Below are 24,757 nucleotides of genomic sequence, written 5' to 3'. Positions count from 1 at the left end.
CAATGTCCCGAAGATCGCCTGATCCGTCTACGCGCCCAGCAACGCCGTGTGCGCGAAAGCAGCGGAAATCGCAGCACACCAGAAACCGTTGCAACCCAGGGCACTGCCGCCGCGAAAACAGCGCGACCGGGTTCAACCGGCCAGCAGCTGCGCCATGCCGGCCAGCACCGGGGCGGCCATCGCGGCCGGCAGGATCAGTCCACGCCGGTACGGCAGCAGCCATAGCGATAACAGTGCCGCTGCAGCGGTCACTGTCCCCAGCCATAACACCGGCCCGATACCCCAGCCTTGTGCATGGACGGCGATGCCGAAGGTGAGCGACAGCAGCAACCAGCCGACGATGCGCAGTTGCCGGGTGCGGGCAGTGCCGAGACTGCGGCCACGGACCTCGTGCTGATGTTTTTCCATTGCCAGACACAGCGCGGCGAATCCGGAAAAATTCAGCGCCAGCAACAGCAGCACGCTCATGCGCCTTCCTGCACAGGGACGTTGTTTTGCACCGCTGTCGCAGTCGTGGCGGCGCGTGCACGGCGCGCGGCTGCCGATTGCGGCGCCTTCCAGTGCTGCAGGCGCCAGCCGGCAATGCCCAGGCACACGCCCAGGCCCAGGCACACCAGATCGACACCGGCCAACGCCCATTGCCCGGCCGGCAGCGTGACGCCCAGATGCACGTCGGTGGTCAGTGCGTTGACGAGCGGCACCAGCGCGAACAAGGCGGCGCCTAGATACAGCTGCCAACTCCACATCGCGCGACGCGGCCACACGAACGCGGCCAGCAACGCAGTGCCCCAGGCGGCGAAGAACAGGTTCGCTTCCATCGCCGCGCGCGATTCCAGCGTCACCGGCAACAGCCGGTTGGCCCAGAAGAAACTGGCAAAGGCGATCGGCAAGCCGGCCACCGTGCCGATATTGAGTGCATCCACCAGGCGCAATCCAAACCCGATGCGGCCGGCTTTCAGATGCTTGGGCCGTTCTTTCACCGCCCACATCACCACGCCGCTGGCCACCATCAAACAGCCCAGCAATCCGGAACTGAAAAACAGCACGCGTAACCAAGGGCCGGCGAAGTGCGCGATATGCAGGCCGACCATCACGCCGCGTGTTTCGCTCGCGCCGCCGGGCGCGCTACTGCGTTGCAGGCGCTCGCCGCTGACTGCGTCGTACAGCATGGACGGCGCGGTGGTGGACAGCTTGGCTGCCAACTGGCTCACGCCAATGGCGGCATGCGCATCGTTGGGCAGCGAAACCGCTACGTTGCCGATGTCGCCATCGCGCAGATCGCGGCGCGCACGTGCCACAAACTGCTCCAACGGCAGCATCGGCGCCCGCGTACCGGCCGCTTGCCGCGTGTCTGCTACGCGGTTGGCCGACTCGTCGTAGAAGCGCATCTCGTCGTCGGCGTAGCGTGCCTTGATGCCCCACGGCAGGTACATGAACATCAAGGTCACGATGCCGGTATAGGTGATCATCGCGTGGTAAGGCAACGCGGTCACCGCACTGACGTTGTGGAAATCCAGCCACGACCGCAGGCCTTTGCCCGGGCGGAAGGTAAAGAAGTCCTTGAAGATCTTCTTGTGCGTGATCACGCCGCTGATGATCGCCACCAGCATGAACATCGCGCAGAACCCCACGATATAGCGCGCCCACAGCACCGGCAGATAATGCAGATCGAAATGCAGCCGGTAGAAGAATTCGCCGCCCAGCGTGTCGCGCGCGGCGATCTCCTTGCCGGTGGCCGGGTCGATGATGGCATTGCCATACAGTTGCCGGCGGCTTGCCGGTTTGCCGTCGGCGGGCGCAGGATTTTGCCAGTACATGCTCACCACCGGGTTGCGCGTCTCCGGCAAGGTGATGTTCCAGCTCAGCGCATCGGCTGCATGCGTTTGCAGATAGCGTTCGGCGCTGCGCAGTGCGATCTCTGTGCTCACCGTGGTGGTGGGCAGCTCCGGGCGCATCCAGCGGCTGATTTCGTCGCGGTAATAACTGGCCGTGCCGCCCATGAAGATCAGCAGCAATACCCAGCCGACCAGCAGCCCGGTCCAGGTGTGCAGCCAGGCCATCGACTGGCGGAATCCCTGCTTCATGCCATACCCCGTTGCAGCCAGCTGGCCAGCGCAAACATCAGTGCCGCCGGCACAGTAATGCCCGCCCAGGCACGCCACACGCTGGCGGTGGCGAACGCCCACAGCGGCGCGCATGCGCACACCACGATGCCCACCAGCATGCTGGTCAAGACCGCTTCGCTACGCGGCAACGGCAAGACCAGTGCAAGCAAGAGATTGGTCGCGCTGGCCAGCGCGTAGCCGCCGAAGATCGCCGCCAGCGTGCGCGCAAGCACGCCCAGCCACGGGCGCCGGAACCACGGAAGCGACAGGGGCGATGCACTGGACATCAGGCGGGCGACAGACGTGGCTGAGCTAAAGCGATGCTTATTCGGCGACGAAGGTCAGGGTGCTGATGTGATGCACCATCGACACCTGCTTGCCGGCGATCTCACGCGTCACCGGCTCCTTGTTGTTCACCACCAGAATGTGGCGACCGGCGCGCAGTTTGGGCAGGGTGACCTGGCCCTTGTCGTCGGAGGTGAGCGTCTTTTGCCACTTCTGCGGGTCGATCACGGTGACCTCGGCCTTGGGCAGCGGCTTGTTGCGATAGAGCACGGTGAGCGTGCTGCCGTTGGCGGTGGTGGGCACCAGCTCCAGATCGAGCTTGGCCGCTGGCGTGCTGCGCCCGGCACGGGCGTAATAGCTCACCGTCTCGAACCCGCCGGCTTCGCCCTTCCAAGGCTCGAACACGCTGTCATCGCTCAGCCACGCATCGCCGGCACCGGAGAGCGGCGCGGTCAGGAAGTCGTCGCCACGCGTCAGGGCGCCGGCCTTGCCGGCGGTACCGAACACGCTCGGCTTTACCACGCGCTTGATCTCGTCCTGGCCGTGGTCGAGGGTTTCCTGCGCTGGCTCGCCGAAGAAGATGCGTACCGGGCCGCTGCCATCGCGTTCGATCCAGATTTCGTGGGCCTGGGCGGACAGACTGATGCTGGCCAAGGCCAGGCAGGACAGCAGGAAGGACTTCATCGCGGCGACTCCTCGTTGACGGGACCGGGCGAGGCAGCAGGCGCGTCACCGTGGGTTGATGGGAATGATACGCAATTCCCTTCGCAGAGACCAACATGCCATGCGGCACTGCGGCAATTTGTCGGCGGGCGCGAGCGTGTCCGTGCACAGGGGCTACAGCCGGTCAGGGCGCAGCGCACATCGCGGCAAAAACTGTCATGCACGCTGGTCAGACGGGCATGAACTGTGCTCTATACTCCGGCGTTAGCAGAGGTCTTCGACCAACAGCCAGGGGTGAGCGCGTGCGGAATTACGACCTCGAGTTCCTGAAAAAATTCTCGATGGTGATCGGATTACTTGTAGTCATCACCCTGGGCCTGATCGCCCTGGCAGCCTATTTGCAGCGTGCCATCCCCGATGAGGTGTCGCCGACGGCCGTCAAGCGCGTGCAGCAGCGCATCGCACCGGCCGGCGCGGTCTATGCCGGCACCACCGGTGCAGCCGCACAGGCTGCGGCCCAGGCGGCAGCGCTGGCCAAGGCGTCCTCGCAGTCCGCCTACGGTGGGACCACCGACGGCAAGACCATCTTCGACAACCTGTGCACCGCTTGCCACACCACCGGCGTGGGCAAGGCGCCGACGCTGGACCACTCGCATTGGGACGCGCGTATCGCCCAGGGCAAGGACACCTTGTACAAGCACGCGATCGAGGGCTACACCGGCCCGGACGGCGGCATCATGCCGCCCAAGGGTGGCAACCCGGGGTTGACCGAAGAACAGGTGCGCGCCACGGTCGACTGGATGCTGGGCAATCTGAAATAACCTTTTGCGGCGTCGTCGACGTCGACAGGCCCGCGTCTACTCTGGCGGTGGGTCTGCGGCGGGTGCGTCTGATGAGCTCGCTCGCCGGGTCGGTGCGCGCTTCAGTGCACGGGTCTGCCAACGTGACGACGTGCACACCCGGTGCCGCCGGTCCGCCATGCAGCTGTCGACGCAGGATCTGGCGGTACTTCCCAGCGGTTTGTTAGCCTGCTCCTGCGCCCCCGTCCTCACGCGCCGCCTTCCGGGCGGCGTTTGCGTTTGACCCATTTTCTGGAGTGTTTCGATGTCGCGTTGCCCGCTGCTTGTGCTCGGTGTGATCGGTTTGCTGGCGCCGCTGCTGTGCAGCGCGGCCGACAGCGCGCCGCAGCGTCTGTCGATTGCCGACGTGCAGGGCGAGGACACCCGCAGCCCCTACGACGGCCGTGTGGTCGACGTGGAAGGCATCGTCACTGCCGATACGCGTGCCGGGCTGGCCGGCCTGTTCGTGCAGCAGCCCGGCTTCGAGCCGCGGCGCTCGCATGGCCTGTTCGTCACCGGTGCAGGCAATGCCGAGGTGGCGGTGGGCGATCGCGTCCGCATCATCGGCACGGTGCGCGAGGTGTCGGCAGGCGGCGCGGCGAGTCTGACGTCGGTGGATGCCAGCAGCATCGAACGGCTCGCCAGCGGCCAGCCGGTGCCGGTGCGCATGCTCAGCGGGCCGCCGGCCAACTGGGAAGCGCTGGAAGGCGAGCACGTGCGCATCGCCGCGCTGACGCTCAACGGTAGCGACCGTCTGGACACCTACGGCGAGCTGGTCGCCGCATTCGGTGGGCGGCTGTGGCAGCCGAGCGAAGTGGCCGCCGCTGGCACCCCGGCCTTTGCCCAGGTCGAAACCGAGAACGCGCGCCGCCGCGTGCTGCTGGACGATGCGCGCAATGGACGCAGCCCCAAGACGGTGTCGTATCTGCAACCCGAGGCGGTGCTGCGCAGCGGTAGCCTGCTCAGGTCGGTCGACGGCATCGTCGACCAGCGCTATGACGGCCAGTACCGCATCCAGGTGCTGACTCCGCTCACGCTGCCAGCCATGCCGACGGCGGTGGCGCCGCAGGTCGGCGGCGATCTGCGTATTGCCTCGTTCAATCTGGAGAACTTCTTCAACGGCAATGGCCGCGGCGGCGGTTTCCCGACCAAGCGCGGCGCGCGCACGCACGAGCAATTCCAGGCCCAGCTGACCAAGCTGGTTGCCACCATCCTGCCGTTGCAGGCCGACGTGGCTGCGCTGATGGAGCTGGAAAACGACGGCAACGGCGCCGATGCGGCCGTCGCGCAGCTGGTGGCCGCGCTCAACGCCGCCGGCAAGGACAAGGACTGGCAGTTCGTCGATACCGCCAGCGGCCCGGGCGAGGACGCGATCCGGGTCGGCTTGCTCTATCGCAGCTCGCAGGTCACTCCGGTAGGCAAGCCGGCCATGCTGACCGGCGGGCCGTTCGACAACCACAGCCGCGTGCCGTTGGCGCAGGCTTTCCGCAGCAGCCGCGGCGCCACCTTCGTAGTGGTCGCCAACCACTTCAAGTCCAAGGGTTGCGGCAACGCCAGCGGCGCCGATGCCGACCAGCAGGACGGCCAAGCGTGCTGGAATGCCACGCGCACCGAATCGGCCAAGCGTCTGCACCAATGGTTGCAGACCGACCCCACCGGCGCGCAGACCAAGCTGGCTGTGCTGCTGGGCGACTTCAACGCCTACGCGATGGAAACGCCGATGCGCAGCCTGCGCGCTAGTGGCTGGCAGGATGCCTTTGCGGTGGCTGGGGTGAAGCAGCCCTACAGCTACGTCTACGACGGCATGAGCGGGCGCCTGGACCATGCGCTGCTCAGCCCGGCGATGGCCAAGCAACTGCGCGGCGCAGTGGAATGGCACGTCAATGCCGATGCGATGGACGACGCCGGCTACGCCAAGCGCAACCTGCCCGGCCCGTGGCGCAGCTCCGATCACGACCCGGTGTTGTTGGGCTTTTCGTTGTAGGTGACGCCGAGGCACGGTGGTCGCGGCGGTGCTGGTGCGCGGATGCAGCGACCAGCTATATACGTCGCCGTGTTGCCATATCACGAAGGCATGTTGTCGCCGATGCCTCAGGTCAGGCGCGCGTGCAGCAGTGACGTCGGCAACGCCATCGTGCCGATAGCCAGTGCAGCGATTGCAGCGGCGAGTCTCCGCCAAAACGGCCATCAGCGCCTGTGATTGCACCACCCGCTCGCGCCTTGAACGTCATCGTCCACAACGCCGTCTAGGCCGGGCCGGGCTGCAGCAGGTCTAGCTCTCACACTGCCCAGCGCTGCGGCGCAGCCGCAGATTGAGCAGATGCGCGCTGGCCAGGAGCAAGCTGCCTGTGACCGTGATGGGTGTTTCCAGAGGGCCGCCTGCAATGCCGCTGGCGCCCAATGCCAGGCCGGCCAGTCCCAGGCCCGCCAACGCCCACACCGGCGCCGGTAGCGCGTGGCGTCGATGCGTGCTCCACAGCGCGAAACCGCTCAGCGGCACCGCCGCAGCGGCAAACACGACGTGCACCCATTCGGCCCGGCTCCACGCACCCAGCAGTGGCAGCGCAACGGCCAGCAGGGGCAGTGCCAGGCAATGCAGCAGACACAGGCCGGACAAGGCGATGGCCGAGGTATCCAGTAACGAAGCGGTTGCACGCATGGACGCGGTCTCGTTGAGTAAGTGTTATATAGTAACACTTCACTCCCCCGAGGTTGTCCGGATGTCCCTGTCCCCCACCCGCGATCCGCGTCTTCCCGTCACCGTGTTGTCCGGTTTTCTGGGTGCCGGCAAGACCACCTTGCTCAACCGCATCCTGCACAACCGAGAGGGCCTGCGTGTGGCGGTGATCGTCAACGACATGAGCGAGATCAATATCGATGCGCAGCTGGTGCGCGACGGCGGCGCGGCATTGCGGCGGACCGAAGAGACGCTGGTGGAATTCAGCAACGGCTGCATCTGCTGCACGCTGCGCGACGACCTGCTGCAGGAGGTGCGCAGGCTGGCCGAGCAGCGCCGCTATGACTATCTGCTGATCGAATCGACCGGCATCGCCGAACCGATGCCGGTCGCGGCGACCTTTGCAGTGCGCGACGCAGATGGCTTCAGCCTGTCGGATATCGCGCGCCTGGACACCATGGTGACGGTGGTGGACGGCAGCCGTTTTCTCGAGGATTTCGGTTCGGCCACGACGCTGGCCGAACTGGGTCAGCAAGCCGGGCCGGACGATACGCGCGGATTGGTGCAATTGCTGGGCGAACAGGTCGAGTTCGCCGACGTGCTGGTGATCAGCAAGTGCGACCGTATCGATGCAGCGCAGCTGCAACGTCTGCGCGCGGTGCTGCGTGCGCTCAATCGCGAGGCGGCGATGGTGGATGCGACCCACGGGGATGTGCCATTGCATCAGCTGCTCGATACCAAGCGGTTCGATTTCACCCGTGCGCAGCTGGCGCCAGGCTGGATGCAGGAACTGCGCGGTGAGCACACGCCGGAGACCGAGGAATACGGCATCAGCAGTTTCGTGTATCGCGCACGTCGGCCGTTTCACCCGCAGCGGTTTGCGCGCATGGTGCACAACGGGCTGCCGCAGGTGATCCGCAGCAAGGGATTTTTCTGGCTGGCCAGCCGCATGGATTGGGTGGGCGAGTTGTCCAGCGTGGGTGGCGCCACCCAGACCAATGCCGCCGGCTTCTGGTTTGCCGCACGCCATCGCGTGGATGCGCAATCGATCGGCGAGCGGCTGCAGACCAGCATCACGCCGCTGCCGTACACCGACATCGGTTGGCAGCGGCAGCAGACCCAATGCTGGACCGCGCCGCTACCGCAGCTGCATGAAGTGGGCGATGCCACCGAGTACGCCGCCATGCAGCGGCTCTGGCACCCGTTATGGGGGGATCGTCGCCAGGAGCTTGCGGTGATCGGTGTGGAGATGGATACGACGCACACGCGCGCCGCACTGGATGCCTGTCTGCTCAGCGATCACGAACTGCGCCAGGGTCCGGCGCAGTGGCAACTGCTGGAGGATCCGTTCCCGCAGTGGGAGCGTTGAAGTCTTTGCACGCTGTCATGCGGGCGCCGGTGGCGTACGGATGACAGCCGCGACGTGACTAGGCAACTGGCCCCTCAGCGCGAGCCCCAGGCAATCAGCGCAATCGCCAGCACCGCCAATCCCAGACCCACGCGCGTCCAGCGCGTGGTGCGCTCGCCGAACACTGCGATACCGGCCAACGCACCGAGCGCCACCACCCCGATGTTCATCGTCGCAAAGACCGTGGCGGGGCTGTGCGGCAGCTGTTGGTGGGCGCGCACGTAAAACAGGATGTTGCCGAAATTGAGCACGCCCAGCAGCAACCCGGCGGCCATGCTGCGCGGATGCAGCCGATGGCCGCGGCGCATGCGCACCAGTTGCACGCACAGCAGTAACCCGAACGCGATTGCAAAGCACAGCGTCAGCGCAGTGAGTGAGGTCGTGCCCGAAAGCGCAATCGTCTTGAGCAGGATATCGATCAGCGCAAAGCCCACCCATACGCCCAGCAGCCAGGGCCACGCACGTGCCTGCGCGCCGGTGGTAGATGCGGGCTCGACCGGCGACGGTGCATGCGCGCGCTGCACGATGCCGACCATCGCCAGCAATCCGACGCCCAGCCCTGCCAGCTTCCAGGGCCCGACCGCCTCGCCGAAGACGGTAAACGCCGCCGCCAGCGACAACAGCAGCGACAGCCGTTGCGCCACGTCGGTGCGCACGATGCCGGCCACGCGCACCGAGCGCGCCAGCACCAGGAAAATACCTGGCAATGCAACCGCCAATCCCAGCAGTGCCAGCCACGGCGTGGTCGCCGCGCTCAGGCTAGAAAATGCGGGGTTGAGCAGGGCCACGGCCAGCACGCAGGCGGTGGCGTAATTCCAGGTAATGGCCTGAAACACGTCGATCTCGCGACGCGGTGCCAGCTTCAACAACACCGACACCAACACGCTGCAGACAACGGCAAACAGCAGAAAATGCATGGGCAACGCAACGAAGTGTGCAGGCAGGGCGATGAACGCGGCCGGCGGGGCGGCTATTATGCAGGCATGTCCAATCCCCCATTTCCCACCGAATCCGCCACGTTGACGCTGGATGGGCCGGTCGGTCCGCTCGATGTCGCGGTCGATCTGCCCGAGCCGGACGTTGCCGCGCAACCGCTCACGGCCATTCTCTGCCACCCGCTCTCTACCGAGGGCGGCAGCATGCACAACAAGGTCGTCACCATGGCCGCGCGCGCGCTGCGCGAGCTCGGTATCACCGTGGTGCGTTTCAATTTTCGCAGCGTGGGGACCTCGGCCGGCAGCTTCGATCATGGCGACGGCGAGCAGGACGATCTGCGCGCGGTCGCCGATTGGGTGCGCGCGCAGCGGCCGGGCGACACGCTCTGGCTGGGCGGTTTCAGCTTCGGTGCGTATGTGTCGTTGCGGGCTGCCGGTGCGCTCGCGCCGCAGGTGCTGATCTCGATCGCACCACCGGCCGGGCGCTGGGATTTCAGCGACATGCAGCCGCCGGAGCAGTGGCTGGTGATCCAGGGCGATGCCGACGAAATCGTCGACCCGCAAGCGGTGTACGCCTGGCTGGACACGCTGGAGCAGCAGCCCGAGTTGGTGCGCATGCCCGACACCAGCCACTTCTTCCACCGCAAATTGATCGACCTACGCGGTGCGATCCAGCATGGTGTCCGGCGCTGGTTGCCGGCCGCTGTCTGACCGCGGCATGGACCACGCGTATCGCCTGGCGATGCGCCGTTGAGCGGGCAGGGCAGCAGCCGGCCCGCGGAGAACACAATGAGTGAGATGACCCCGTCGCAGCGCTACGCCGCCGGCGTACAACGCGGCGACTGGCGCGCCGATCCTGCGCAGCAGGCGGCGCTGGCGGAACTGGACCGTATCCACGAGGCCTTGGTGGACAGCGCGCAGGACGGCTGGCTGGATCGGCTGTCGGCGTTCTGGAAAAAGCCCGAGCCGGTGCGCGGCCTGTATTTCTGGGGTGGCGTTGGGCGTGGCAAGACCTTCCTGGTCGATCTGTTCTACGACGGCTTGCCGATCAAACAGAAGTACCGCACGCACTTCCACCGCTTCATGCGCGGCGTGCACGAGCAGTTGCGCGAACACGCCGGGCAAAGCGATCCGTTGGCCAAGATCGCCCAGCAATGGCGCGAAAATCTGCGTGTGCTAGTGCTGGACGAATTCTTCGTCACCGACATCGGCGATGCGATGTTGCTGGCGCGCCTGCTGGAGCGCCTGTTCGCCGAAGGCGTGACCCTGGTGACCACCTCCAACACCGCGCCGGCCAACCTCTACGCCAACGGCTTGCAGCGCGACAGCTTCATGCCGGCGATCGGGCTGCTGCAGAAATTCTGCGTCGAGCTCTATGCTGAAGGCACCGAGGATTACCGCATGCGTGCGTTGACGCGCTCGCCGGTGTATCGCGCGCCGCTGGATGCGCAGGCCGATGACTGGCTGCTGCAGCGCTGGAGCGAATTGAGCGGCAATGCCGAGGCACGCGGCGGCAATATCGAAATCGAAGCGCGCAAGATCGCGGTGCGCGCGCGCGGCAAGAGCATCGCCTGGTTCGATTTTGCTGCGCTGTGCGAAGGCCCGCGCGGTCCGGCCGATTACATCGAGATCGCATGCGAATTCACCACCGTGTTGCTCGGTGGCATTCCGCATTTCGATCGCATGAACGAGGATGCCGCGCGGCGCTTCGTCAACCTGATCGACGAACTCTACGACCGTCACGTCAATCTGGTCTGCACCGCGCAGGATGCACCGCCAGCGTTGTACAGCGGCCAACGCCTGGCCGGCGCCTTCGAACGTACTGCCTCGCGTTTGATCGAAATGCAGAGCGCGGAGTATCTGGCGACTGCGCATCGGGCGTGAGCGCGCACGCGCGTCCTGCGCCGGGGCGCTACAAGATCGGCGCCGTCGAAGAAGAGTACGGGTAGCGCCAGTTTGGCGGCGGCGCGTGGTTGAACGAGATGCCGTTGTTGGCTAGCGCCCCGTCGACCCGCCAGCCGATGCTCCCGAGCGTCATGCTGACCGACCTGTTCCTGCCCAGTCCCGTGCTGGCCGATGGCATGGCAGCGACGGTGTTTGCAGCGATCAAACGGCGAGGCGACGGCGACCGCCGGGCTGCGTTGTGCAAGGTCGCCTCCCTCCGCAAAACCAACGCGACAACATCGCGTCGAGCGATGCCAAGACCTAGCCTGCCGATACCGATACCGATACCGATACCGATAGCTCCGGTAGGGGCCGATGGACTCCCGGCGACATGGCCGCAGCAGTCCATGACAAACGCACAAAAAATCGCTTGCAATTAAATAGTGCACTATGTAAATTGCAGCCCATGGACACCGTCACTGCCACCAACGACCGCACCAACGCCTTGTTGCAACTGGATAACCAGCTGTGCTTCGCGCTGTATTCGGCCAACCTGGCGATGCACAAGCTCTACCGCGGTCTGTTGAAGGATCTGGATCTGACCTATCCGCAGTACCTGGTGATGCTGGTGCTGTGGGAGACCGATAGCCGCAGCGTGTCTGAAATCGGCGAGCGGCTGTATCTGGATTCGGCCACGCTGACGCCGCTGCTCAAGCGGCTGCAGAGCGCGGGCCTGGTCACCCGTACGCGCGCCATCAGCGACGAGCGCCAGGTCATCATTGCACTGACCGATGCCGGGCGCGCGCTGCGCAGCAAGGCCGGTCGCGTGCCGGAGCAGGTGTTTTGCGCCTCGGCCTGCTCGTTGGACGAACTGCGTCAACTCAAGCAGGAACTGGAAAAGCTACGCTCCAGCCTGGGTGCGGGATAAGTTGGTCATCGCATCCACTCGCCACATCCACTAAGTAGCACGCTATTTAATCGCTAACAATTTATTCAACGCGCACTGCGCTCACTCAGGAGAACCACCATGGCCTCACCCGAAAAGATCCTCTACACCGCCCACGCCACTGCCACCGGCGGCCGCGAAGGCCGTGCCGTGTCTTCGGACAATGCACTGGACGCCAAGCTGTCCACCCCGCGCGAACTCGGCGGCGCTGGCGGCGACGGCACCAACCCGGAGCAGCTGTTCGCTGCCGGTTACGCGGCCTGCTTCATCGGTGCGATGAAGGCCGTGGCCGCGCAGGACAAGCTCAAGCTGCCGGGCGAAGTCAGCATCGACAGCAGCGTGGGCATTGGTCAGATTCCGGGCGGCTTCGGCATCGCGGTCGAACTGCGCGTCGCCGTGCCGGGCATGGACAAGGCCGAACTGCAGGCGTTGGTCGACAAGGCCCACCAGGTCTGCCCGTACTCCAATGCCACCCGCGGCAACATCGACGTCACCCTGACGTTGGCCTGATCCCACCCCGGACATCCCCATGAAACCCTACGCATCGTTGCTGTTGGTTGGCACGTTGGCGTCGGCAATCGGCGGCGCGCTTGCCGCGCCGACCGATTCCAGCGCACCGGCCGCCTCACCCAAGGTCCAGGCCTTTCTGGACGCGCTCAACTCCTCCGGCGGCAAGCCGATGGAGCAGCTCACCCCGCAGCAGGCCCGCAAGATACTGGTGGACGCGCAGGCCGGCGCCACGCTGCCGGCCGCCGAGGTCACCCGCAAGACCATCACCGTCGACGGCAAGCCGCTCGGCCTGGTGGTGGTCAAGCCGCCGGGCAGCGCCGGCAAGACCTTGCCGGTATTCATGTTCTTCCACGGCGGCGGCTGGGTATTGGGAGATTTCCCCACCCATGAGCGGCTGATCCGCGATCTGGCGCGCGCCTCGGGCGCGGCTGCGGTGTACGTGGACTACAGCCCGTCGCCGGAAGCGCGTTATCCGGTCGCCATCCACCAGGCCTATGCGGCCACCAAGTGGGTCGCCGAGCACGGCGCCGAGCTTGGCGTGGACGGCACGCGCCTGGCGGTGGTCGGCAACAGCGTGGGTGGCAACATGGCGACCTCGGTGGCCTTGCAGGCCAAGGCGGCCGGCACGCCGGCACTGCGCTACCAGGTGCTGCTGTGGCCGGTGACCGATGCCGCGTTCGACAACGGCTCCTACCAGCAGTATCAGCAGGGCTATTTCCTCAGCCGCAACATGATGCGTTGGTTCTGGGACAGCTACACCACCGACCCGAAGCAGCGCCGCGAGATCTATGCCGCGCCGTTGCAGGCCAGCGTGGAGCAGCTCAAGGGCTTGCCGCCGACCTTGATCCAGACCGCCGAGCTGGATGTGTTGCGCGACGAAGGCGAAGCCTACGGCCGCGAGCTGGACCAGGCCGGTGTCGATGTCACCGTGACCCGCTACAACGGCTTGATTCACGATTACGGCCTGCTCAACGCGCTCAGCGAGGTGCCGGCAGTGCGCACCGCCATCCGTCAGGCGGGCGATGAGTTGCAGCAGCATCTGGCCAAGTAACCGCGGCCGTTGACCGGTCGGTGTTCGTCAGCCCCTGTTGACGGCGCGTTCGGCAGCAGAAAGTACGAGTGGTGCACACCCTTTAAGCGAACTGCCGCGGTCACTTCACGGTGCGCCGGATGGAGGTGTGTGTCCGCTGCTCGGTGCCAACGTGTGAGTGTGGATTGCCATAGCAGATACGCCCGGTGCGGCCGCATCGGGCGTATGTGTGTGCGTCGTTTTGTGAGCCGTGCTGGAGCTGGAACAGCGGCAGGCGGTGTCGGATACGTGACGCAACTGGCTGCTGCGCCAGGCAGCAATGGGTCAAACGCGGTCGATCGCCACGCGCCTTTCCGCTAGCGCGTGGCTCTTCCGAAGAAGACACGGCGGATCAGACAATGGTGTTGGACTAGCAAATCCAGCACGCGGGCGACGCGTTCAATGCGCCGCGGTGGCAACCACGCTGGCAGACACCGGCGCGTCGTCCTTCTGCACGGGCGTGTTGAGTTCCAGCATCTGCAACTGTTCGCCCTGGAAGCGGTATTCCAACGCCTGCTGGATCGCATACAGCGCCTGCGCATGCACGCACACCGCCTGCGCCTGTGTCTCCAGCACCTGGTTGCGCTGCTGCATGGTTTGCTCCAGCCGTGCATCCAGCTCCGCGCCACGGCGTTCCAGCTGCCCGGCACGGCCAGTCATCACCGTCCACATCACGCTGCGGGTGAGGCTGCCGGCCAGATCCTCGGCCGCGTCCTCGACGCTGGCCTCGAAACGCTCGTCGAACAGTTGCTGCTCCCAGCGCCCACGCCCCAGGCTGCCATCCACCTGCGCCAGCGCGCCGGTGCGCAATTGCTCGACCTTGCGTTGCTGACGTGCGCTTCCGGACAGCACATGCACCACACCGCCAAGCGCATCGAAGGTGATGTCGACCACCGAGTGGGCGATGGAGGTCACCGCCGGCATCAGCGCGCGGGTGCGTTGTTCGAGTTCGCGCAGTCGTTGCGCATCGGCTGCGCTGACCGGTTGCGCCTGGCGGTCCACGTTGAGCTCGCCACCGTGGAAGAAAATCTCGCGTGGCGCGCCCTGCTTGCGACGCAGCCAGATGCCGCCGCTATCGGCCAGTACGTCGTAGGAGGTGCTGACCTCGCATTGCCGCGAGGACAGCTGCGGCTTGGCGGTCTCGGCCTGCGCAGCGCAGGTTGCCAACACAAGCAGCGGCACAAGGACGGCAAGGCGCATGGGAGTGACCGCTGGCGGGGGACTGCAGCATCACGCAGCGGCGCTTGGGCTGCATGGGCAGGAAGTCAGGGTGCCGGCCGTGCCGCTCCGACCGGCGGTCGTCGTAAAGCGTGAACCGGGTCGAGCATCGGTGCGCTGACGGTATCCAAACGACTGGCTCACTTGATTCTCACGGCGTATGGTGTGAATTATGTTGCATAGCAGCATCGGAGCTCCGCAATGCTCGACACACGTATCGAAAAGGTTGACCTGGCGCTGACCGAAATCGCCCAGGACCCATCGGAAAAGGTGGCGCTGTGGCAATGGGCGTGCCGCGAGATGCTGCACGAAACCCTGATCGGCATGCATCAGTTGTCGCACCTGGCCGGCATTGCCCGCCACGTCGCCAACGACTGGCGCGCGCCGGTGGATGTGATCGCACCGCCGAAGCCTTATCTGGCCGCGTCCGCCTTGGCAGACCGCCGCCTGCCGCAGGTGCTGGATGGGCTGGGCAGCACACAGGACGACGACGACCGCGCCAACCTGTGGCGTCTGCGTTACGCCAGCCTGATCGCCTCGACGCTGCAAGGCATGCAGGCGCTGGCCGAAAAGCACCGTATCGATCGGCAGGCGATGGCGATGGGTCAGTTGAACTGATTGCTGCCCACGATGCCGCGCGCTGCCGCGCGGCCAGCTGTTACCGGGGTGATGACGTCGCGAAGTAGAGCGCTCGCCATGCCGCGCGTTTAGGGCGTCGTGTGGTGCAGGCAATTTGTGTTGCCAGCTGCCTTATCGCGCCAGCGTGTGTTCGATGTTTGTAGCGTCAGCGCGCTTAAAACGGCGGCTGATTCGCGCTTACGGCCCGACCTGATTTGATGCGGTTCGCGAAAGATATCCCTTTCCAACTCAAACAACGTGGCGGTGTGCAGTCATCGCGAGCATAGGGCGCGCAGCACAACACGCAGCACGCGCTTCTTGATCGAACTACGCTGCCGTCCATCCTGCAAAATGCTCGCGTTGTGCCGAAGCTCAGTCGCCTTCAGTGCCGCACGCTTGCATCCTGCAGATGCTGCCAGGCATGGCGCACGATCCAGCGCGCCTGGTCCCACGGTACCGACAGCAGCGGTTGGTCCTGGTAGTAGGCATCCTGCAGTACCCGGTACAGCTGCGCTTCGGTGGCGCGCGGATACGCCAGGTAGATGTCGTAGCCCAGCATCAGCAGGCGGGCGTAATCGGCAAACGCGTAACCGCCCAGGTGCCCTTCGGCATGGACATCGCGCCAGTAGGCGATTTCTGCGTCGACATTGACGGTGTTGCGGGTCAGAACGGCTGCGCTGTGCATGGGTAGGACTCCGTGACCGGGCTACCCCCCTGTGCGGGCACCGTAGCAGCGCCGGTGGCGGCTCACCAGCCCGCGACGACGAGCGGTCGCCACCGCTGTCGATACATGCAGCGCCAAGCACGGCTAACACCGTAGCGAGTAGTCGTCAGATGGGTGTGGGCGGCGCACTCAGAACCGGAGTATCTGAGTGGTCCATGCCACACCGCGTACTGACTGCGCCCGCCTGGTGGTGAGCGCAGTCGTTTGGTCAGCCGCTCTCAGCCCGCTGCAGGCGCAGGTGCACCATCAGTCCCAGTCGGGCGCGATGGCGTGCGGGTTGGCCAGCCGCTGCCCGCGGTCGAGTGCGGCGATTTCGCCCATGTCCTGCTCGCTCAGGCGCAGGTCCTGCGCCTTGAGATTGCTTTCCAGATTCGCCCGCTTGGTCGATGACGGAATCACCGAATATCCCTGCTGCAGTGCCCAGGCCAGCGTGACTTGGGCCGGGGTGGCGTCGTGGCGCGCGGCAATGGCCAGGATTGCCGGATCCTTCAGCACCTCGCCCACCGCCAGCGTCATGTAGGACGTCACGTGGATCCCCTGTTCGCGCAGGAATGCAATCAACGCGCGATTTTGCAGGTACGGATGCACCTCGATCTGGTTGGTGGCAATCGCCTCGGCGCCCAGGATCTCGATCGCCTGCTTGACCAGGGCAATGGTGAAGTTGGACACGCCAATCGCACGCGTCAGGCCCTGCTGCTTGGCGTCCGCTAAGGCTTCCAGATATTCGCGCATCGGTACCTGATCCTTCGGCGACGGCCAATGGATCAGGGTGAGGTCGACATACTCGGTGCCGAGTTTGCGCAGGCTCTCCTGCAGACTCGGCAGCAGCGCATCGCGGCCGAACTTGTCGACCCAGATTTTAGTGGTCACATACAGTTGGTCGCGCGGCACGCCGGAAGCGGTGATCGCCTGGCCAACCTGCGCTTCGTTGTCGTAGATCTGTGCGGTATCGACGGCGCGATAGCCCAACGCCAACGCGTTGCGCACCGAGTCGATAACGACCTGATCTTTGAGACGGAAGGTGCCGAGGCCGAATGCGGGGACAGTCATTGTGTTCCTTTGGGAATTGGGAATAGGCAATCGTAAGAACCGGTAGAGCGCTGCGCATTGATCAGTCGAGTGCGACGACTGCTTTGCCGAAGTTTTCGCCGCGCAACAGGCTGATCAGCCCCTGCGGTGCGGCATCCAGGCCATGCAGCACATGCTCGCGATACTGGATGCGCTCTTCGCGCAGCCACTGGCCCATTTCGCGCAGAAATGCCGGCATCAGGCGGATGAAATCGTGCTGGATGAAACCGCGCACGGTCAGTCGCTTGCGCAGCACATGGCCCATGAAGTCCGGCAGGCGATCGGGTCCAGGCAGTGCCTGCCCACGGCTGTTGTACGTCGCGATCACGCCGCACACCGGAATGCGCGCAAAGTCGTTGAGTTGCGGCAGCACCGCATCGAACACCTTGCCGCCGACATTTTCGAAATAGATATCGATGCCGTCGGGCGTGGCGGCGCGCAACTGCGCAGCAAAGTCGTCAGCGCGATGGTCCAGCGCCACATCCACCTGCAACGACTCACGCAGGTAGCGCACTTTTTCTGCGCCACCGGCAATGCCCACCACGCGCAAGCCTTGCAGGCGCGCCAACTGCGCCACGGTGGCGCCGACCGGCCCACTGGCGGCGGCCACCACCAGCGTTTCGCCGGGCTGCGGCTTGCCGATCTCGTGCAGGCCGGCGTAGGCGGTAAAGCCGGGCATGCCGTAGACGCCTAGCGCGGTGCTCAGCGGCAGGCTGTCGTCCTTGGGCAGTTTGCGCAGCGGCGTTGTCGGGGTGAGCAGGCTATAGGTCTGCCAACCGCCGGAGAGCACCAGCAGATCGCCGGGCTGATAGTCGGCATGATGCGACTCGACGACTTCGCCGATGGTGCCGCCTTCCATCACCGCATCAATGGCCACGGGCGCCGCATACGACGGGCCATCGTCCATGCGGCCACGCATGTAGGGGTCGAGCGACAGGAAGCGGTTGCGCACCAGAATCTGGTCGTGTCCGGTGGGCGGCAGGGCGACTTCTTCGATGCGGAAGTTGTCTGCGTTGGGTTCGCCGTGCGGGCGCGATGCCAGCACGATGCGGCGGTTGGTGATCGATGTCATGCGGAAGATCCTCGCAGGGGAGCCGCGCGTGCGCGGCCGAGGGAACACAGCGACAGAAGTCGCCGTGCGAGTGAATGAACAGGCCGATGCTGCGCTGTTGCGGCGTTACGCTGCAGCCGGTTCCGGCGCGCTTGCGCCATCCAGTTGCGCAATCTGCTCGGCGCTCAGCGACAGCTGCGCCGCAGCCAGCACATCGTGCAGCTGGGTCACGCTGGTGGCGCTGACGATCGGCGCGGTGAGGCCGGGGCGTGCGATCAACCAGGCCAAAGCGATCTGTGCCGGCGTGGCGTTGTGGGTCGCGGCCAGGTCGTCCAGCGCCTGCAGAATGCGCAGGCCACGCGGGTTGACGTATTGCTTGACCACCGAGGCGCCACGCGCGCTGCTCTTGCCGGCATCCTCATTGCTGCGGTACTTGCCGGTCAGAAAGCCGCTGGCCAACGAGTAGTAACTGATCACGCCCAGCTCGCGCTCGCGCACCAGCGGTTCCAGCTCGGCTTCATAGCCGGCGCGGTCGTAGAGGTTGTATTCGGGCTGCAGGCTTTCGTAGCGCGGCAGCGTGTATTGCTCGGAGATATCCAGCGCATCGCGCAGGCGCGACGCGCTGTAATTGGACGCGCCGATCGCGCGCACTTTGCCTTGTTCGATCAAGCGGCCGAACGCGGCCAGCGTGGCTTCCAGCGGAATCGACTCATCGTCTTCGTGCGCCTGGTACAGGTCGATCACATCGGTCTGCAGACGCGTCAGCGAATCTTCCACCGCCGCTGCGATGTTCTCCGGCGACAGGCCGGGATGCTCGCTCCACTTGGCGACCTTGGTCGCGATCAGCACCTTGTCGCGCTTGCCGCTGCGTGCAAGCCAACGCCCGATGATGGTTTCCGATTCGCCGCCGCGATTGCCCGGCACCCAGCCCGAATACGCATCGGCGGTGTCGATCAGATTGAAGCCGGCATCGACGAATGCATCCAGCAAGGCGAACGAGGTCGCCTCATCGGCGCTCCAGCCGAACACATTGCCGCCGAAGACGATCGGTTGAACCTGCAGGCCGGAGCGGCCCAGTGCGCGGGGGTGAGTCATCGTGGAAGCTCCTGATGCGAACTGCCGACAGGATAGTCATGCACACCGATCATGCGTGTGACATCGATGTGGATTCAGCGTTCCGCCGATCGTGTGCATCGGCTCACAGGATATGAACATCTCGCGGATGCACGGCGATGCGAACCACCGCTTAGCATTGCGATTCGGGCACATGGCAGGCCCCGGGCCGCGTGCTAGGCTCGCGCTACTTTTACCCGGAAGAGGGCGCTGCGATGATCCGCAACAAGCTGGCCTGTGCGTGTGTGATGAGTGTCATGGTGGCGATGAGTGCGCCCCTGGCGATGGCCATGAAGCCGACCGACAGCGCGAGCCTGCCGGCGCCCGATGCCGCGTTGCAGGCGGCCATCAATGGCAACTGGCGCGACCGTGTGTACGTGCAGCGCGATCAGTACCGTCACCCGGGCCAGACGCTGGCGTTCTTCGGTATCAAGCCGACCCAGACCGTTATCGAGATCACGCCCGGCGGCGGCTGGTATTCGGAAATCCTGTCGCCTTACTTGCGCGAGAAGGGCAAGTACGTGGCAGCGGTGGTCGACCCGGCGTCGGCATCCGAAGGCCGTAACCGCGATTACGCTCAGCGTGCGCGCGACGAGCTGGAAAAGAAGTTCAAGGCCAAGCCCGAGGTGTATGGCAAGCCGTCGTTCGTGTCGTATGTGCCCAAGTCGCCGTCGTTCGGCGTGGACAACTCGGCCGACCTGGTGCTGACCTTCCGTAACGTGCACAACTGGCGCATGGCCGGCAGTGCCGAGGCGATGTTCGCCGGCTTCTACAAAGTGCTCAAGCCCGGCGGCGTGCTGGGCGTGGTCGAGCACCGCGCCAAGACCGATGTGCCGGCCGACGACAAGAGCGGCTATGTCGGTCAGGCGCAGGTGATTGCGATGGCCGAAGCGGCGGGCTTCAAGCTGGCAGGCAAAAGCGAGCTCAACGCCAATCCGCGCGATACCAAGGATTACCCGGGTGGCGTGTGGACGTTGCCGCCGAGCAACAGCCACGACAAGGCCGACGATGCCAAGTACAAGGCCATCGGCGAGAGCGACCGCATGACCTTGAAGTTCGTCAAACAGTAAGCACGTGTCTGCATGCCGGCGCAGATGCGGCCGGCATGCAGTGGTTGCTGCGCATAACGGCTGTCTGTGGCTTGCGGTTATGTGTGCATGACCGGCTGCGCAAGAACGCAACGCAAATGTCTTGCGCGTTTTTCAGAATCCGGTCCCTGATGCGCGGCAAACCGTTGCCGCTGATCATGGTCGATGTGCACACCTGAGATACCTGTTCTTTCCCTGCAATGGCGCATGCCAGCGATAGCACTGCTGGCTGCGCGCATCCTGCTTATGTCATACAGCCACGCGCGGCGATCGCTGCGCGCAGCGCTGTCCTGCAACAGGTCTGTCCATGTTGGTGCTGTTGAACAAACCCTATGGCGTGCTGTCGCAATTCAGCGACCGCTCGCAGCCGCCCAAGCGCACGCTGGCCGAGTTCGGCCTGCCGCCGGACGTGTACGCGGCGGGCCGCCTGGATCACGACAGCGAAGGGCTGTTGTTGCTCACCGACGATGGCGCACTGGCGCATCGGCTCACCGACCCACGGCACAAACAGCCCAAAACGTACTGGGTGCAGGTGGAAGGCGAGCCCCAGGACGCACAGCTGCAGGCCTTGCGCGATGGCGTGCTGCTCAACGACGGCCCGACCCGGCCGGCAGCGGTGCGCACGCTCGACCCCGCGCCGGAGCTGTGGCCGCGCAATCCGCCGGTGCGTGTGCGCAAGACCGTGCCCGATGCCTGGCTGGAACTGCAGATCAGCGAAGGCCGCAACCGTCAGGTGCGTCGGATGACCGCATCGGTCGGTCTGCCTACCTTGCGTCTGGTGCGGGTGGCGATCGGCGACTGGAGACTGGATGCGCTCGCGCCTGGCCAGTGGCGTGTGGATGACACGCCTGGCCCGCGACAGGGGCGTGGGTCGCGCAGATAGCGCTGGGGTGTTGCGATCACCTCGATGGTGCGATGGCTGCAATCGCCAGTGATGCGATCGAACTGCGGCGATTGCATGCGTCTTTCAACGAGCGGCTGACGACACGTAGCGAGCAGCTCTTACGTGGGTGTGGATGCCGCACTCGGATCCGGCGTGTACGTGTACGGGTATTCCGTGCTGCACCGAGCACCGAGCACAGGCCGCGCCCGCCTGACGATGGGCGCAGTCGTTTTCTTAGCTGCTCTAAAGCGGCATAGCGATCAGGCAACGTAGTGGGTTGCTATGCGGCTGAGCGCCACACAGCGCTATGAAATGCCTGCCCACAAACGACAACGCCACGGCGCGAGGCCGTGGCGTTGTGTCATGCAGTGCAATCCGCCTGTTCGGCGGACTCGATGTCTTATTCGACGCCGTCGCTCGGGGTCACTGCAGCGCGGCGCTGGTAGGCGGCGCGACGTGCGTTGGCATTGCTGGCGTGTTCGCGATCCAGACGATGCACATTGCCACTCAGCACCTGCTGATCGCGCTGGCGCTTGCGATACACCGCATAGCCGATCAGGCCGAGGCCGGCGACGGCCGCTGCCACGGTGATGGCCGGGTTGCGCTTGACCAGCTTGCTGGCCGCCTTGCCGCCGCTGCGCACTGCGCCCAGGGCCACGCCGGTCTTCAGCCATTCGCTGGCACCCGGACCGAAATGACGCAGGCTGCTGCCGGCGCTACGTGCCTGGTCGCCCGCAGTAGATGCGGCATGACGCAGTTGGTCGCCGGCGGTGCCGGCCAGTTCCAGGGCACGCTCCAGGGCGCGTTCGGTGATCACAGTCAGCTTGCTCATTGAAGGCGTTTCCTTTCCGAGTACGTGGCCTGCAGTCTGTGGCCAATGGCGTATAGGCGGCGTTAGCGGCAGTAAGCGCCGTTTGGCTAACGGTTAAAAAGCGTTGTTGCCTGCGTGCAAAAGAGATGCCGCATCGCATTGCACGATCAATGCGCGGCCGTCCCCGCACCCCAACCGCTCTCCCGGCGGGCGAGGGGCTACAGCAAAGTGGGTCAGGTGCCGCGCGGTTTTGCGCGATGGGTTGCGGCGGCTGTCCAGGGGTCGTCTGGCCATGGGTGTCTGGGATACCGGCCCTTCATTTCTTTTTTGACGTCCGGATAGGTGTTGGCCCAGAAGCTTTTCAGATCCTGCGTGACCTGCAGTGGGCGGCCGCCGGGCGACAGCAGGTGCAGGGTCAGCGGGATGCGGCCATCGGCAATGCGCGGGGTTTCGGCCAGGCCGAACAGTTCCTGCAGTTTGACCGCCAGCACCGGCGGCAGCGGTTGCTGGGTGTGGTCGAGTGCGTAGCTGATCTGGCGTTCCATGCCCGACGGCACGCTGATGCGGGTGGGAGCGTGGCGGTCGATGGCCTGGCGGCGTTCCCACGGTAGGGCGGCCTTGAGCGCCTCGCCCAGGCTGGACTCATCCAGCGCGTCGAGCCGGGTCTTGCCGGCGAAGGCCGGGCGCAGCCAACGGTCCAACGAGGCGAGCAGTGCGGTATCGGAGAGATCGGGCAGCTCCAGCTCGGGCATCCACACCCGCAGCGACAACACGCGCGCGCGCCATTGCTGCAGGGTCTCGGTCCAGGGCAGGGCGTCCAGGCCGAGCTGGCGCACCGCCTCGGTCAGGGCGCCAGCGGCCTGCGCGGGATCGACGCGGCCGGCGGGGCGGCTGTCGAGCACGATGCGGTCGAAGCTGGATTGCCGGCGCGCGACCAAGGCGCGTTTGTCGGCGTCCCACTGCACCACGTCCTGCTGCACGAAACGCTCGGGCAGGCTGCGGCGCAGATACGCCTCGTCGACCGGAGCGGCGCGCAGCAGCAGGGCGTCCTTGGCTTCGTAGCGCAGCTCGCTGGCGACCAGCCACGGTTCGCCGCGCAGGTCGCTGTGGTCGAACAGACGCGCGCTGCGGCCGTTGGCGAGCAGATAGCGCAACGGGTCGGTCGGGTGGCGTGCGGCGATGCGGTCGGGGAAGGCATGCGCGAGCAGGTCGCCCAGCGCGTGCGCCTCCACGCTGCTGGGTGGGGCAGTGTCGCAGCGTAGTCGGCGGCGCCATTGTTTGGCGGCACTGTCGATCGCGGCCAGGCCGCCGCGGTTGGCATCGGGCGCGTTGCGGCCCTGGCGAAATGCCGCCAACGCGCGCCAGCGTGCGGCCAATCCATCGCCGCCCTGCCGCAGCGGGTCGCGCGCTTCCAACAACGCGGCCAGGTCGCAGGCCAATGCCAGGCGCGATGCAGCGCCGGCCTGCGCCAGCATCGCGGCCAGACGCGGATGCGTGCCCAGCGCCAGCATGCGGCGGCCCAGCGCGGTGATGCCGCCGCTGTCGCTGAGCGCGCCCAGCCGTTGCAGCAATTCGCGCGCGGCCGCCAGCGCGCCGGTGGGCGGGGCATCGACAAAGCGCAGCGCATCGCTGCCCCAGGCGGCCAGTTCCAGTGCCAGGCCGGCCAGTTCCACCTGGGTGATCTCGGCGCGCCGTTGCGGTTCCAGGCGCTGCGATTGCGGCCACAGCCGGTACGCCCAGCCGCTGGCCACGCGTCCGGCACGGCCGGCGCGCTGGTCGGCCGACGCCTGCGAAATGGTGGCTACATCCAGCCGCGAAAAGCCGCTGTTGGGGTCGTAGTGCGGCTCGCGGGCCTGGCCGCTGTCGATCACCGCGCGCACGCCGGGCAAGGTCACCGAGGACTCTGCCACGTTGGTGGCCAGCACCACGCGGCGGCGGCCCTGCGCATCCGGCTGCAGCACCTGACTTTGCGCGTCCACCGACAACTCGCCGTGCAGCGGCAATACCTGGATGGCCGGGTCCAGTGCGTCCTGCAAGGCGCCTTGCACGCGCGCGATCTCGCGTTGGCCGGGCAAAAACACCAGCACATCGCCGGGATGGTTGAGCAGGGCATGCTCCACTGCGCGCCGCGTCTGTGGTTCCAGCGCTTCGTCGCGGCGCGCGGGGAAATGTGCGATCTCCACCGGAAAACTGCGTCCGGCGCTGCTCAGGCGCGGCGCATCCAGAAAGCCGGCCAGCCGCTCGCCATCCAACGTGGCCGACATCGCCACGATGCGCAGGTCGTCACGCACCTGTGCCTGCACGTCCAGCGCCAATGCCAGGCCGAGGTCGCCGGCCAGATGGCGTTCGTGGAATTCGTCGAACAGCAGCGCGCCCACGCGTTCCAGCATCGGGTCGTCCTGGATCATCCGGGTCAGGATGCCTTCGGTGACCACTTCGATCCGGGTGCGCGCAGAGGTCTTGTTTTCGAAGCGGATGCGGTAGCCCACCGTTTCGCCGACCGGCTCGCCCAACTGGCGCGCCATGAACAGCGCAGCGCTACGCGCGGCCACCCGGCGCGGTTCCAGCATCACGATGCTGCGGCCGGCCAGCCACGGCGCATCCAGTAACGCCAGCGGCACCTGGGTGGTCTTGCCGGCACCGGGCGGGGCTTCGAGCACCAGACGCGGGTGGGCGGCAAGGCTGTCGCGGATCTGCGGTAGCAGTGCGGCGATGGGGAATGCAGGTTCGGTCATGCGCGGCAAGGATACGGGCCTGCTCGCGCCGGTGCGATGGTCGGGGATCGAGGTGAAGCCTGTCAGGGAATGGCGTATGGCCTGTCGGCAACGCAACTGCTTGGGCTTGCCGCCAGCGCTTGCTGCC

General features: G+C 65.8%; 24 protein-coding genes and 1 other RNA gene. 11 read left to right on the top strand and 14 right to left on the bottom strand.

Annotation, left to right across the window (positions count from 1 at the left end; genetic code table 11):
• Positions 1-132 precede the first annotated feature (132 nt).
• From RQH86_RS12560 to RQH86_RS12545, 4 genes are read right to left on the bottom strand one after another with little or no spacing between them, the layout of a single operon-like run.
• The gene (locus RQH86_RS12560) at positions 133-468 is read right to left on the bottom strand and encodes a DUF3325 domain-containing protein (RefSeq protein ID WP_311239443.1); all 336 of its coding nucleotides are present in this window, start codon (positions 466-468) and stop codon (positions 133-135) included.
• Positions 465-2,084, bottom strand: coding sequence for a PepSY-associated TM helix domain-containing protein (locus tag RQH86_RS12555; protein WP_311239442.1), 1,620 nt, complete (start codon positions 2,082-2,084; stop codon positions 465-467). Before RQH86_RS12555 ends, RQH86_RS12560 begins: the two co-directional genes overlap by 4 nt.
• Positions 2,081-2,392, bottom strand: coding sequence for a DUF3649 domain-containing protein (locus RQH86_RS12550; RefSeq protein WP_115552641.1), 312 nt, complete (start codon positions 2,390-2,392; stop codon positions 2,081-2,083). Before RQH86_RS12550 ends, RQH86_RS12555 begins: the two co-directional genes overlap by 4 nt.
• A 37-nt stretch (positions 2,393-2,429) precedes the next feature.
• The gene (locus RQH86_RS12545; protein ID WP_115552642.1) at positions 2,430-3,074 is read right to left on the bottom strand and encodes a DUF4198 domain-containing protein; all 645 of its coding nucleotides are present in this window, start codon (positions 3,072-3,074) and stop codon (positions 2,430-2,432) included.
• 281 nt (positions 3,075-3,355) lie between these two features.
• On the opposite strand from RQH86_RS12545, the gene RQH86_RS12540 reads away from it, so the two are divergent.
• Together RQH86_RS12540 and RQH86_RS12535 are read left to right on the top strand one after the other, a co-directional pair.
• On the top strand, positions 3,356-3,874 hold the full coding sequence (locus RQH86_RS12540; protein WP_055853623.1) for a c-type cytochrome: 519 nt from the start codon (positions 3,356-3,358) through the stop codon (positions 3,872-3,874).
• A 283-nt stretch (positions 3,875-4,157) separates the two neighbouring features.
• On the top strand, positions 4,158-5,876 hold the full coding sequence (locus RQH86_RS12535; RefSeq protein ID WP_311239441.1) for an ExeM/NucH family extracellular endonuclease: 1,719 nt from the start codon (positions 4,158-4,160) through the stop codon (positions 5,874-5,876).
• Positions 5,877-6,164: 288 nt separating this feature from the next.
• Here RQH86_RS12535 and RQH86_RS12530 read toward each other — a convergent pair whose 3' ends face one another.
• Positions 6,165-6,551 (bottom strand): MerC family mercury resistance protein, encoded by a 387-nt coding sequence (locus tag RQH86_RS12530; protein ID WP_115552644.1) that lies wholly within the window; start codon positions 6,549-6,551, stop codon positions 6,165-6,167.
• 61 nt (positions 6,552-6,612) lie between these two features.
• Between RQH86_RS12530 and RQH86_RS12525 the strand changes: the two genes are divergently transcribed.
• Positions 6,613-7,938, top strand: coding sequence for a GTP-binding protein (locus RQH86_RS12525; protein WP_311239440.1), 1,326 nt, complete (start codon positions 6,613-6,615; stop codon positions 7,936-7,938).
• 74 nt (positions 7,939-8,012) lie between these two features.
• Here the strand turns inward: RQH86_RS12525 and RQH86_RS12520 are convergent, their stop codons facing one another.
• Positions 8,013-8,894 (bottom strand): EamA/RhaT family transporter, encoded by an 882-nt coding sequence (locus RQH86_RS12520; RefSeq protein WP_311239439.1) that lies wholly within the window; start codon positions 8,892-8,894, stop codon positions 8,013-8,015.
• A gap of 66 nt (positions 8,895-8,960) precedes the next feature.
• On the opposite strand from RQH86_RS12520, the gene RQH86_RS12515 reads away from it, so the two are divergent.
• The 5 genes from RQH86_RS12515 (at position 8,961) to RQH86_RS12495 (ending at position 13,303) form a co-directional block, all read left to right on the top strand.
• Positions 8,961-9,623, top strand: a complete 663-nt coding sequence (locus RQH86_RS12515) for an alpha/beta hydrolase (RefSeq protein WP_115552900.1) — start codon at positions 8,961-8,963, stop codon at positions 9,621-9,623.
• 78 nt (positions 9,624-9,701) lie between these two features.
• Positions 9,702-10,796, top strand: coding sequence for a cell division protein ZapE (gene zapE, locus RQH86_RS12510; protein ID WP_055853613.1), 1,095 nt, complete (start codon positions 9,702-9,704; stop codon positions 10,794-10,796).
• A 466-nt stretch (positions 10,797-11,262) separates the two neighbouring features.
• Positions 11,263-11,724 (top strand): MarR family transcriptional regulator, encoded by a 462-nt coding sequence (locus RQH86_RS12505; RefSeq protein WP_311239438.1) that lies wholly within the window; start codon positions 11,263-11,265, stop codon positions 11,722-11,724.
• Positions 11,725-11,823: 99 nt separating this feature from the next.
• Positions 11,824-12,252: an organic hydroperoxide resistance protein gene (locus RQH86_RS12500; protein ID WP_055853607.1), complete on the top strand. Its 429-nt coding sequence runs from the start codon at positions 11,824-11,826 to the stop codon at positions 12,250-12,252.
• Positions 12,253-12,271: 19 nt separating this feature from the next.
• Positions 12,272-13,303 (top strand): alpha/beta hydrolase, encoded by a 1,032-nt coding sequence (locus tag RQH86_RS12495; protein WP_311239437.1) that lies wholly within the window; start codon positions 12,272-12,274, stop codon positions 13,301-13,303.
• Between the two features lie 417 nt (positions 13,304-13,720).
• Here RQH86_RS12495 and RQH86_RS12490 read toward each other — a convergent pair whose 3' ends face one another.
• On the bottom strand, positions 13,721-14,521 hold the full coding sequence (locus RQH86_RS12490; protein ID WP_311239436.1) for a DUF2884 family protein: 801 nt from the start codon (positions 14,519-14,521) through the stop codon (positions 13,721-13,723).
• A gap of 219 nt (positions 14,522-14,740) precedes the next feature.
• Here RQH86_RS12490 and RQH86_RS12485 point away from each other — a divergent pair, with 219 nt between their 5' ends.
• The gene (locus RQH86_RS12485) at positions 14,741-15,157 is read left to right on the top strand and encodes a hypothetical protein (RefSeq protein WP_055853599.1); all 417 of its coding nucleotides are present in this window, start codon (positions 14,741-14,743) and stop codon (positions 15,155-15,157) included.
• Between the two features lie 382 nt (positions 15,158-15,539).
• Here the strand turns inward: RQH86_RS12485 and RQH86_RS12480 are convergent, their stop codons facing one another.
• From RQH86_RS12480 to RQH86_RS12460, 5 genes are all read right to left on the bottom strand, one after another.
• Positions 15,540-15,842 carry a hypothetical protein gene (locus RQH86_RS12480; RefSeq protein WP_055853597.1) on the bottom strand — a complete coding sequence of 101 codons (303 nt, stop codon included), beginning with the start codon at positions 15,840-15,842 and terminating at the stop codon, positions 15,540-15,542.
• A 121-nt stretch (positions 15,843-15,963) separates the two neighbouring features.
• Positions 15,964-16,038, bottom strand: a non-coding RNA gene (locus RQH86_RS12475) — sX9 sRNA.
• An 89-nt stretch (positions 16,039-16,127) separates the two neighbouring features.
• On the bottom strand, positions 16,128-16,931 hold the full coding sequence (dkgB, locus tag RQH86_RS12470) for a 2,5-didehydrogluconate reductase DkgB (protein ID WP_055853595.1): 804 nt from the start codon (positions 16,929-16,931) through the stop codon (positions 16,128-16,130).
• A 61-nt stretch (positions 16,932-16,992) separates the two neighbouring features.
• Entirely contained in the window at positions 16,993-18,021 is a 1,029-nt protein-coding gene (locus RQH86_RS12465; RefSeq protein WP_311239435.1) for an NADP-dependent oxidoreductase, read from the bottom strand.
• Between the two features lie 105 nt (positions 18,022-18,126).
• Positions 18,127-19,095 carry an aldo/keto reductase gene (locus RQH86_RS12460; protein WP_115515022.1) on the bottom strand — a complete coding sequence of 323 codons (969 nt, stop codon included), beginning with the start codon at positions 19,093-19,095 and terminating at the stop codon, positions 18,127-18,129.
• A gap of 233 nt (positions 19,096-19,328) precedes the next feature.
• Here RQH86_RS12460 and RQH86_RS12455 point away from each other — a divergent pair, with 233 nt between their 5' ends.
• Positions 19,329-20,183 carry a methyltransferase gene (locus RQH86_RS12455; protein WP_311239434.1) on the top strand — a complete coding sequence of 285 codons (855 nt, stop codon included), beginning with the start codon at positions 19,329-19,331 and terminating at the stop codon, positions 20,181-20,183.
• A 325-nt stretch (positions 20,184-20,508) separates the two neighbouring features.
• Positions 20,509-21,084 carry a pseudouridine synthase gene (locus RQH86_RS12450; protein WP_311239433.1) on the top strand — a complete coding sequence of 192 codons (576 nt, stop codon included), beginning with the start codon at positions 20,509-20,511 and terminating at the stop codon, positions 21,082-21,084.
• A 400-nt stretch (positions 21,085-21,484) separates the two neighbouring features.
• On the opposite strand, the gene RQH86_RS12445 is transcribed toward RQH86_RS12450, so the two are convergent.
• Together RQH86_RS12445 and hrpB are read right to left on the bottom strand one after the other, a co-directional pair.
• Positions 21,485-21,916: a hypothetical protein gene (locus RQH86_RS12445; RefSeq protein ID WP_311239432.1), complete on the bottom strand. Its 432-nt coding sequence runs from the start codon at positions 21,914-21,916 to the stop codon at positions 21,485-21,487.
• A 212-nt stretch (positions 21,917-22,128) separates the two neighbouring features.
• The gene (gene hrpB / locus RQH86_RS12440; RefSeq protein WP_311239431.1) at positions 22,129-24,630 is read right to left on the bottom strand and encodes an ATP-dependent helicase HrpB; all 2,502 of its coding nucleotides are present in this window, start codon (positions 24,628-24,630) and stop codon (positions 22,129-22,131) included.
• Positions 24,631-24,757 lie beyond the last annotated feature (127 nt).

Origin of the sequence: Xanthomonas sp. WCS2018Noco2-27 (genome assembly GCF_031843525.1) — a bacterium.
GTDB lineage: Bacteria > Pseudomonadota > Gammaproteobacteria > Xanthomonadales > Xanthomonadaceae > Xanthomonas.
The sequence above is the reverse complement of the archived record's forward strand: the minus strand, read 5'-3'. Positions and strand labels throughout refer to the sequence as shown.

What these genes read in the sequence shown, in the direction of transcription:
- RQH86_RS12500 (WP_055853607.1), top strand. Translation starts at nt 11,824, where the DNA reads ATGGCCTCACCCGAAAAGATCCTCTACACCGCCCACGCCACTGCCACC.
- dkgB (WP_055853595.1), bottom strand. Translation starts at nt 16,931, where the DNA reads ATGACTGTCCCCGCATTCGGCCTCGGCACCTTCCGTCTCAAAGATCAG.
- RQH86_RS12485 (WP_055853599.1), top strand. Translation starts at nt 14,741, where the DNA reads ATGCTCGACACACGTATCGAAAAGGTTGACCTGGCGCTGACCGAAATC.
- RQH86_RS12495 (WP_311239437.1), top strand. Translation starts at nt 12,272, where the DNA reads ATGAAACCCTACGCATCGTTGCTGTTGGTTGGCACGTTGGCGTCGGCA.
- RQH86_RS12520 (WP_311239439.1), bottom strand. Translation starts at nt 8,894, where the DNA reads ATGCATTTTCTGCTGTTTGCCGTTGTCTGCAGCGTGTTGGTGTCGGTG.
- RQH86_RS12445 (WP_311239432.1), bottom strand. Translation starts at nt 21,916, where the DNA reads ATGAGCAAGCTGACTGTGATCACCGAACGCGCCCTGGAGCGTGCCCTG.
- RQH86_RS12515 (WP_115552900.1), top strand. Translation starts at nt 8,961, where the DNA reads ATGTCCAATCCCCCATTTCCCACCGAATCCGCCACGTTGACGCTGGAT.
- RQH86_RS12490 (WP_311239436.1), bottom strand. Translation starts at nt 14,521, where the DNA reads ATGCGCCTTGCCGTCCTTGTGCCGCTGCTTGTGTTGGCAACCTGCGCT.
- RQH86_RS12465 (WP_311239435.1), bottom strand. Translation starts at nt 18,021, where the DNA reads ATGACATCGATCACCAACCGCCGCATCGTGCTGGCATCGCGCCCGCAC.
- RQH86_RS12555 (WP_311239442.1), bottom strand. Translation starts at nt 2,084, where the DNA reads ATGAAGCAGGGATTCCGCCAGTCGATGGCCTGGCTGCACACCTGGACC.
- RQH86_RS12460 (WP_115515022.1), bottom strand. Translation starts at nt 19,095, where the DNA reads ATGACTCACCCCCGCGCACTGGGCCGCTCCGGCCTGCAGGTTCAACCG.
- RQH86_RS12530 (WP_115552644.1), bottom strand. Translation starts at nt 6,551, where the DNA reads ATGCGTGCAACCGCTTCGTTACTGGATACCTCGGCCATCGCCTTGTCC.
- RQH86_RS12545 (WP_115552642.1), bottom strand. Translation starts at nt 3,074, where the DNA reads ATGAAGTCCTTCCTGCTGTCCTGCCTGGCCTTGGCCAGCATCAGTCTG.
- hrpB (WP_311239431.1), bottom strand. Translation starts at nt 24,630, where the DNA reads ATGACCGAACCTGCATTCCCCATCGCCGCACTGCTACCGCAGATCCGC.
- RQH86_RS12560 (WP_311239443.1), bottom strand. Translation starts at nt 468, where the DNA reads ATGAGCGTGCTGCTGTTGCTGGCGCTGAATTTTTCCGGATTCGCCGCG.
- RQH86_RS12505 (WP_311239438.1), top strand. Translation starts at nt 11,263, where the DNA reads ATGGACACCGTCACTGCCACCAACGACCGCACCAACGCCTTGTTGCAA.
- RQH86_RS12550 (WP_115552641.1), bottom strand. Translation starts at nt 2,392, where the DNA reads ATGTCCAGTGCATCGCCCCTGTCGCTTCCGTGGTTCCGGCGCCCGTGG.
- RQH86_RS12535 (WP_311239441.1), top strand. Translation starts at nt 4,158, where the DNA reads ATGTCGCGTTGCCCGCTGCTTGTGCTCGGTGTGATCGGTTTGCTGGCG.
- zapE (WP_055853613.1), top strand. Translation starts at nt 9,702, where the DNA reads ATGAGTGAGATGACCCCGTCGCAGCGCTACGCCGCCGGCGTACAACGC.
- RQH86_RS12480 (WP_055853597.1), bottom strand. Translation starts at nt 15,842, where the DNA reads ATGCACAGCGCAGCCGTTCTGACCCGCAACACCGTCAATGTCGACGCA.
- RQH86_RS12450 (WP_311239433.1), top strand. Translation starts at nt 20,509, where the DNA reads ATGTTGGTGCTGTTGAACAAACCCTATGGCGTGCTGTCGCAATTCAGC.
- RQH86_RS12525 (WP_311239440.1), top strand. Translation starts at nt 6,613, where the DNA reads ATGTCCCTGTCCCCCACCCGCGATCCGCGTCTTCCCGTCACCGTGTTG.
- RQH86_RS12455 (WP_311239434.1), top strand. Translation starts at nt 19,329, where the DNA reads ATGATCCGCAACAAGCTGGCCTGTGCGTGTGTGATGAGTGTCATGGTG.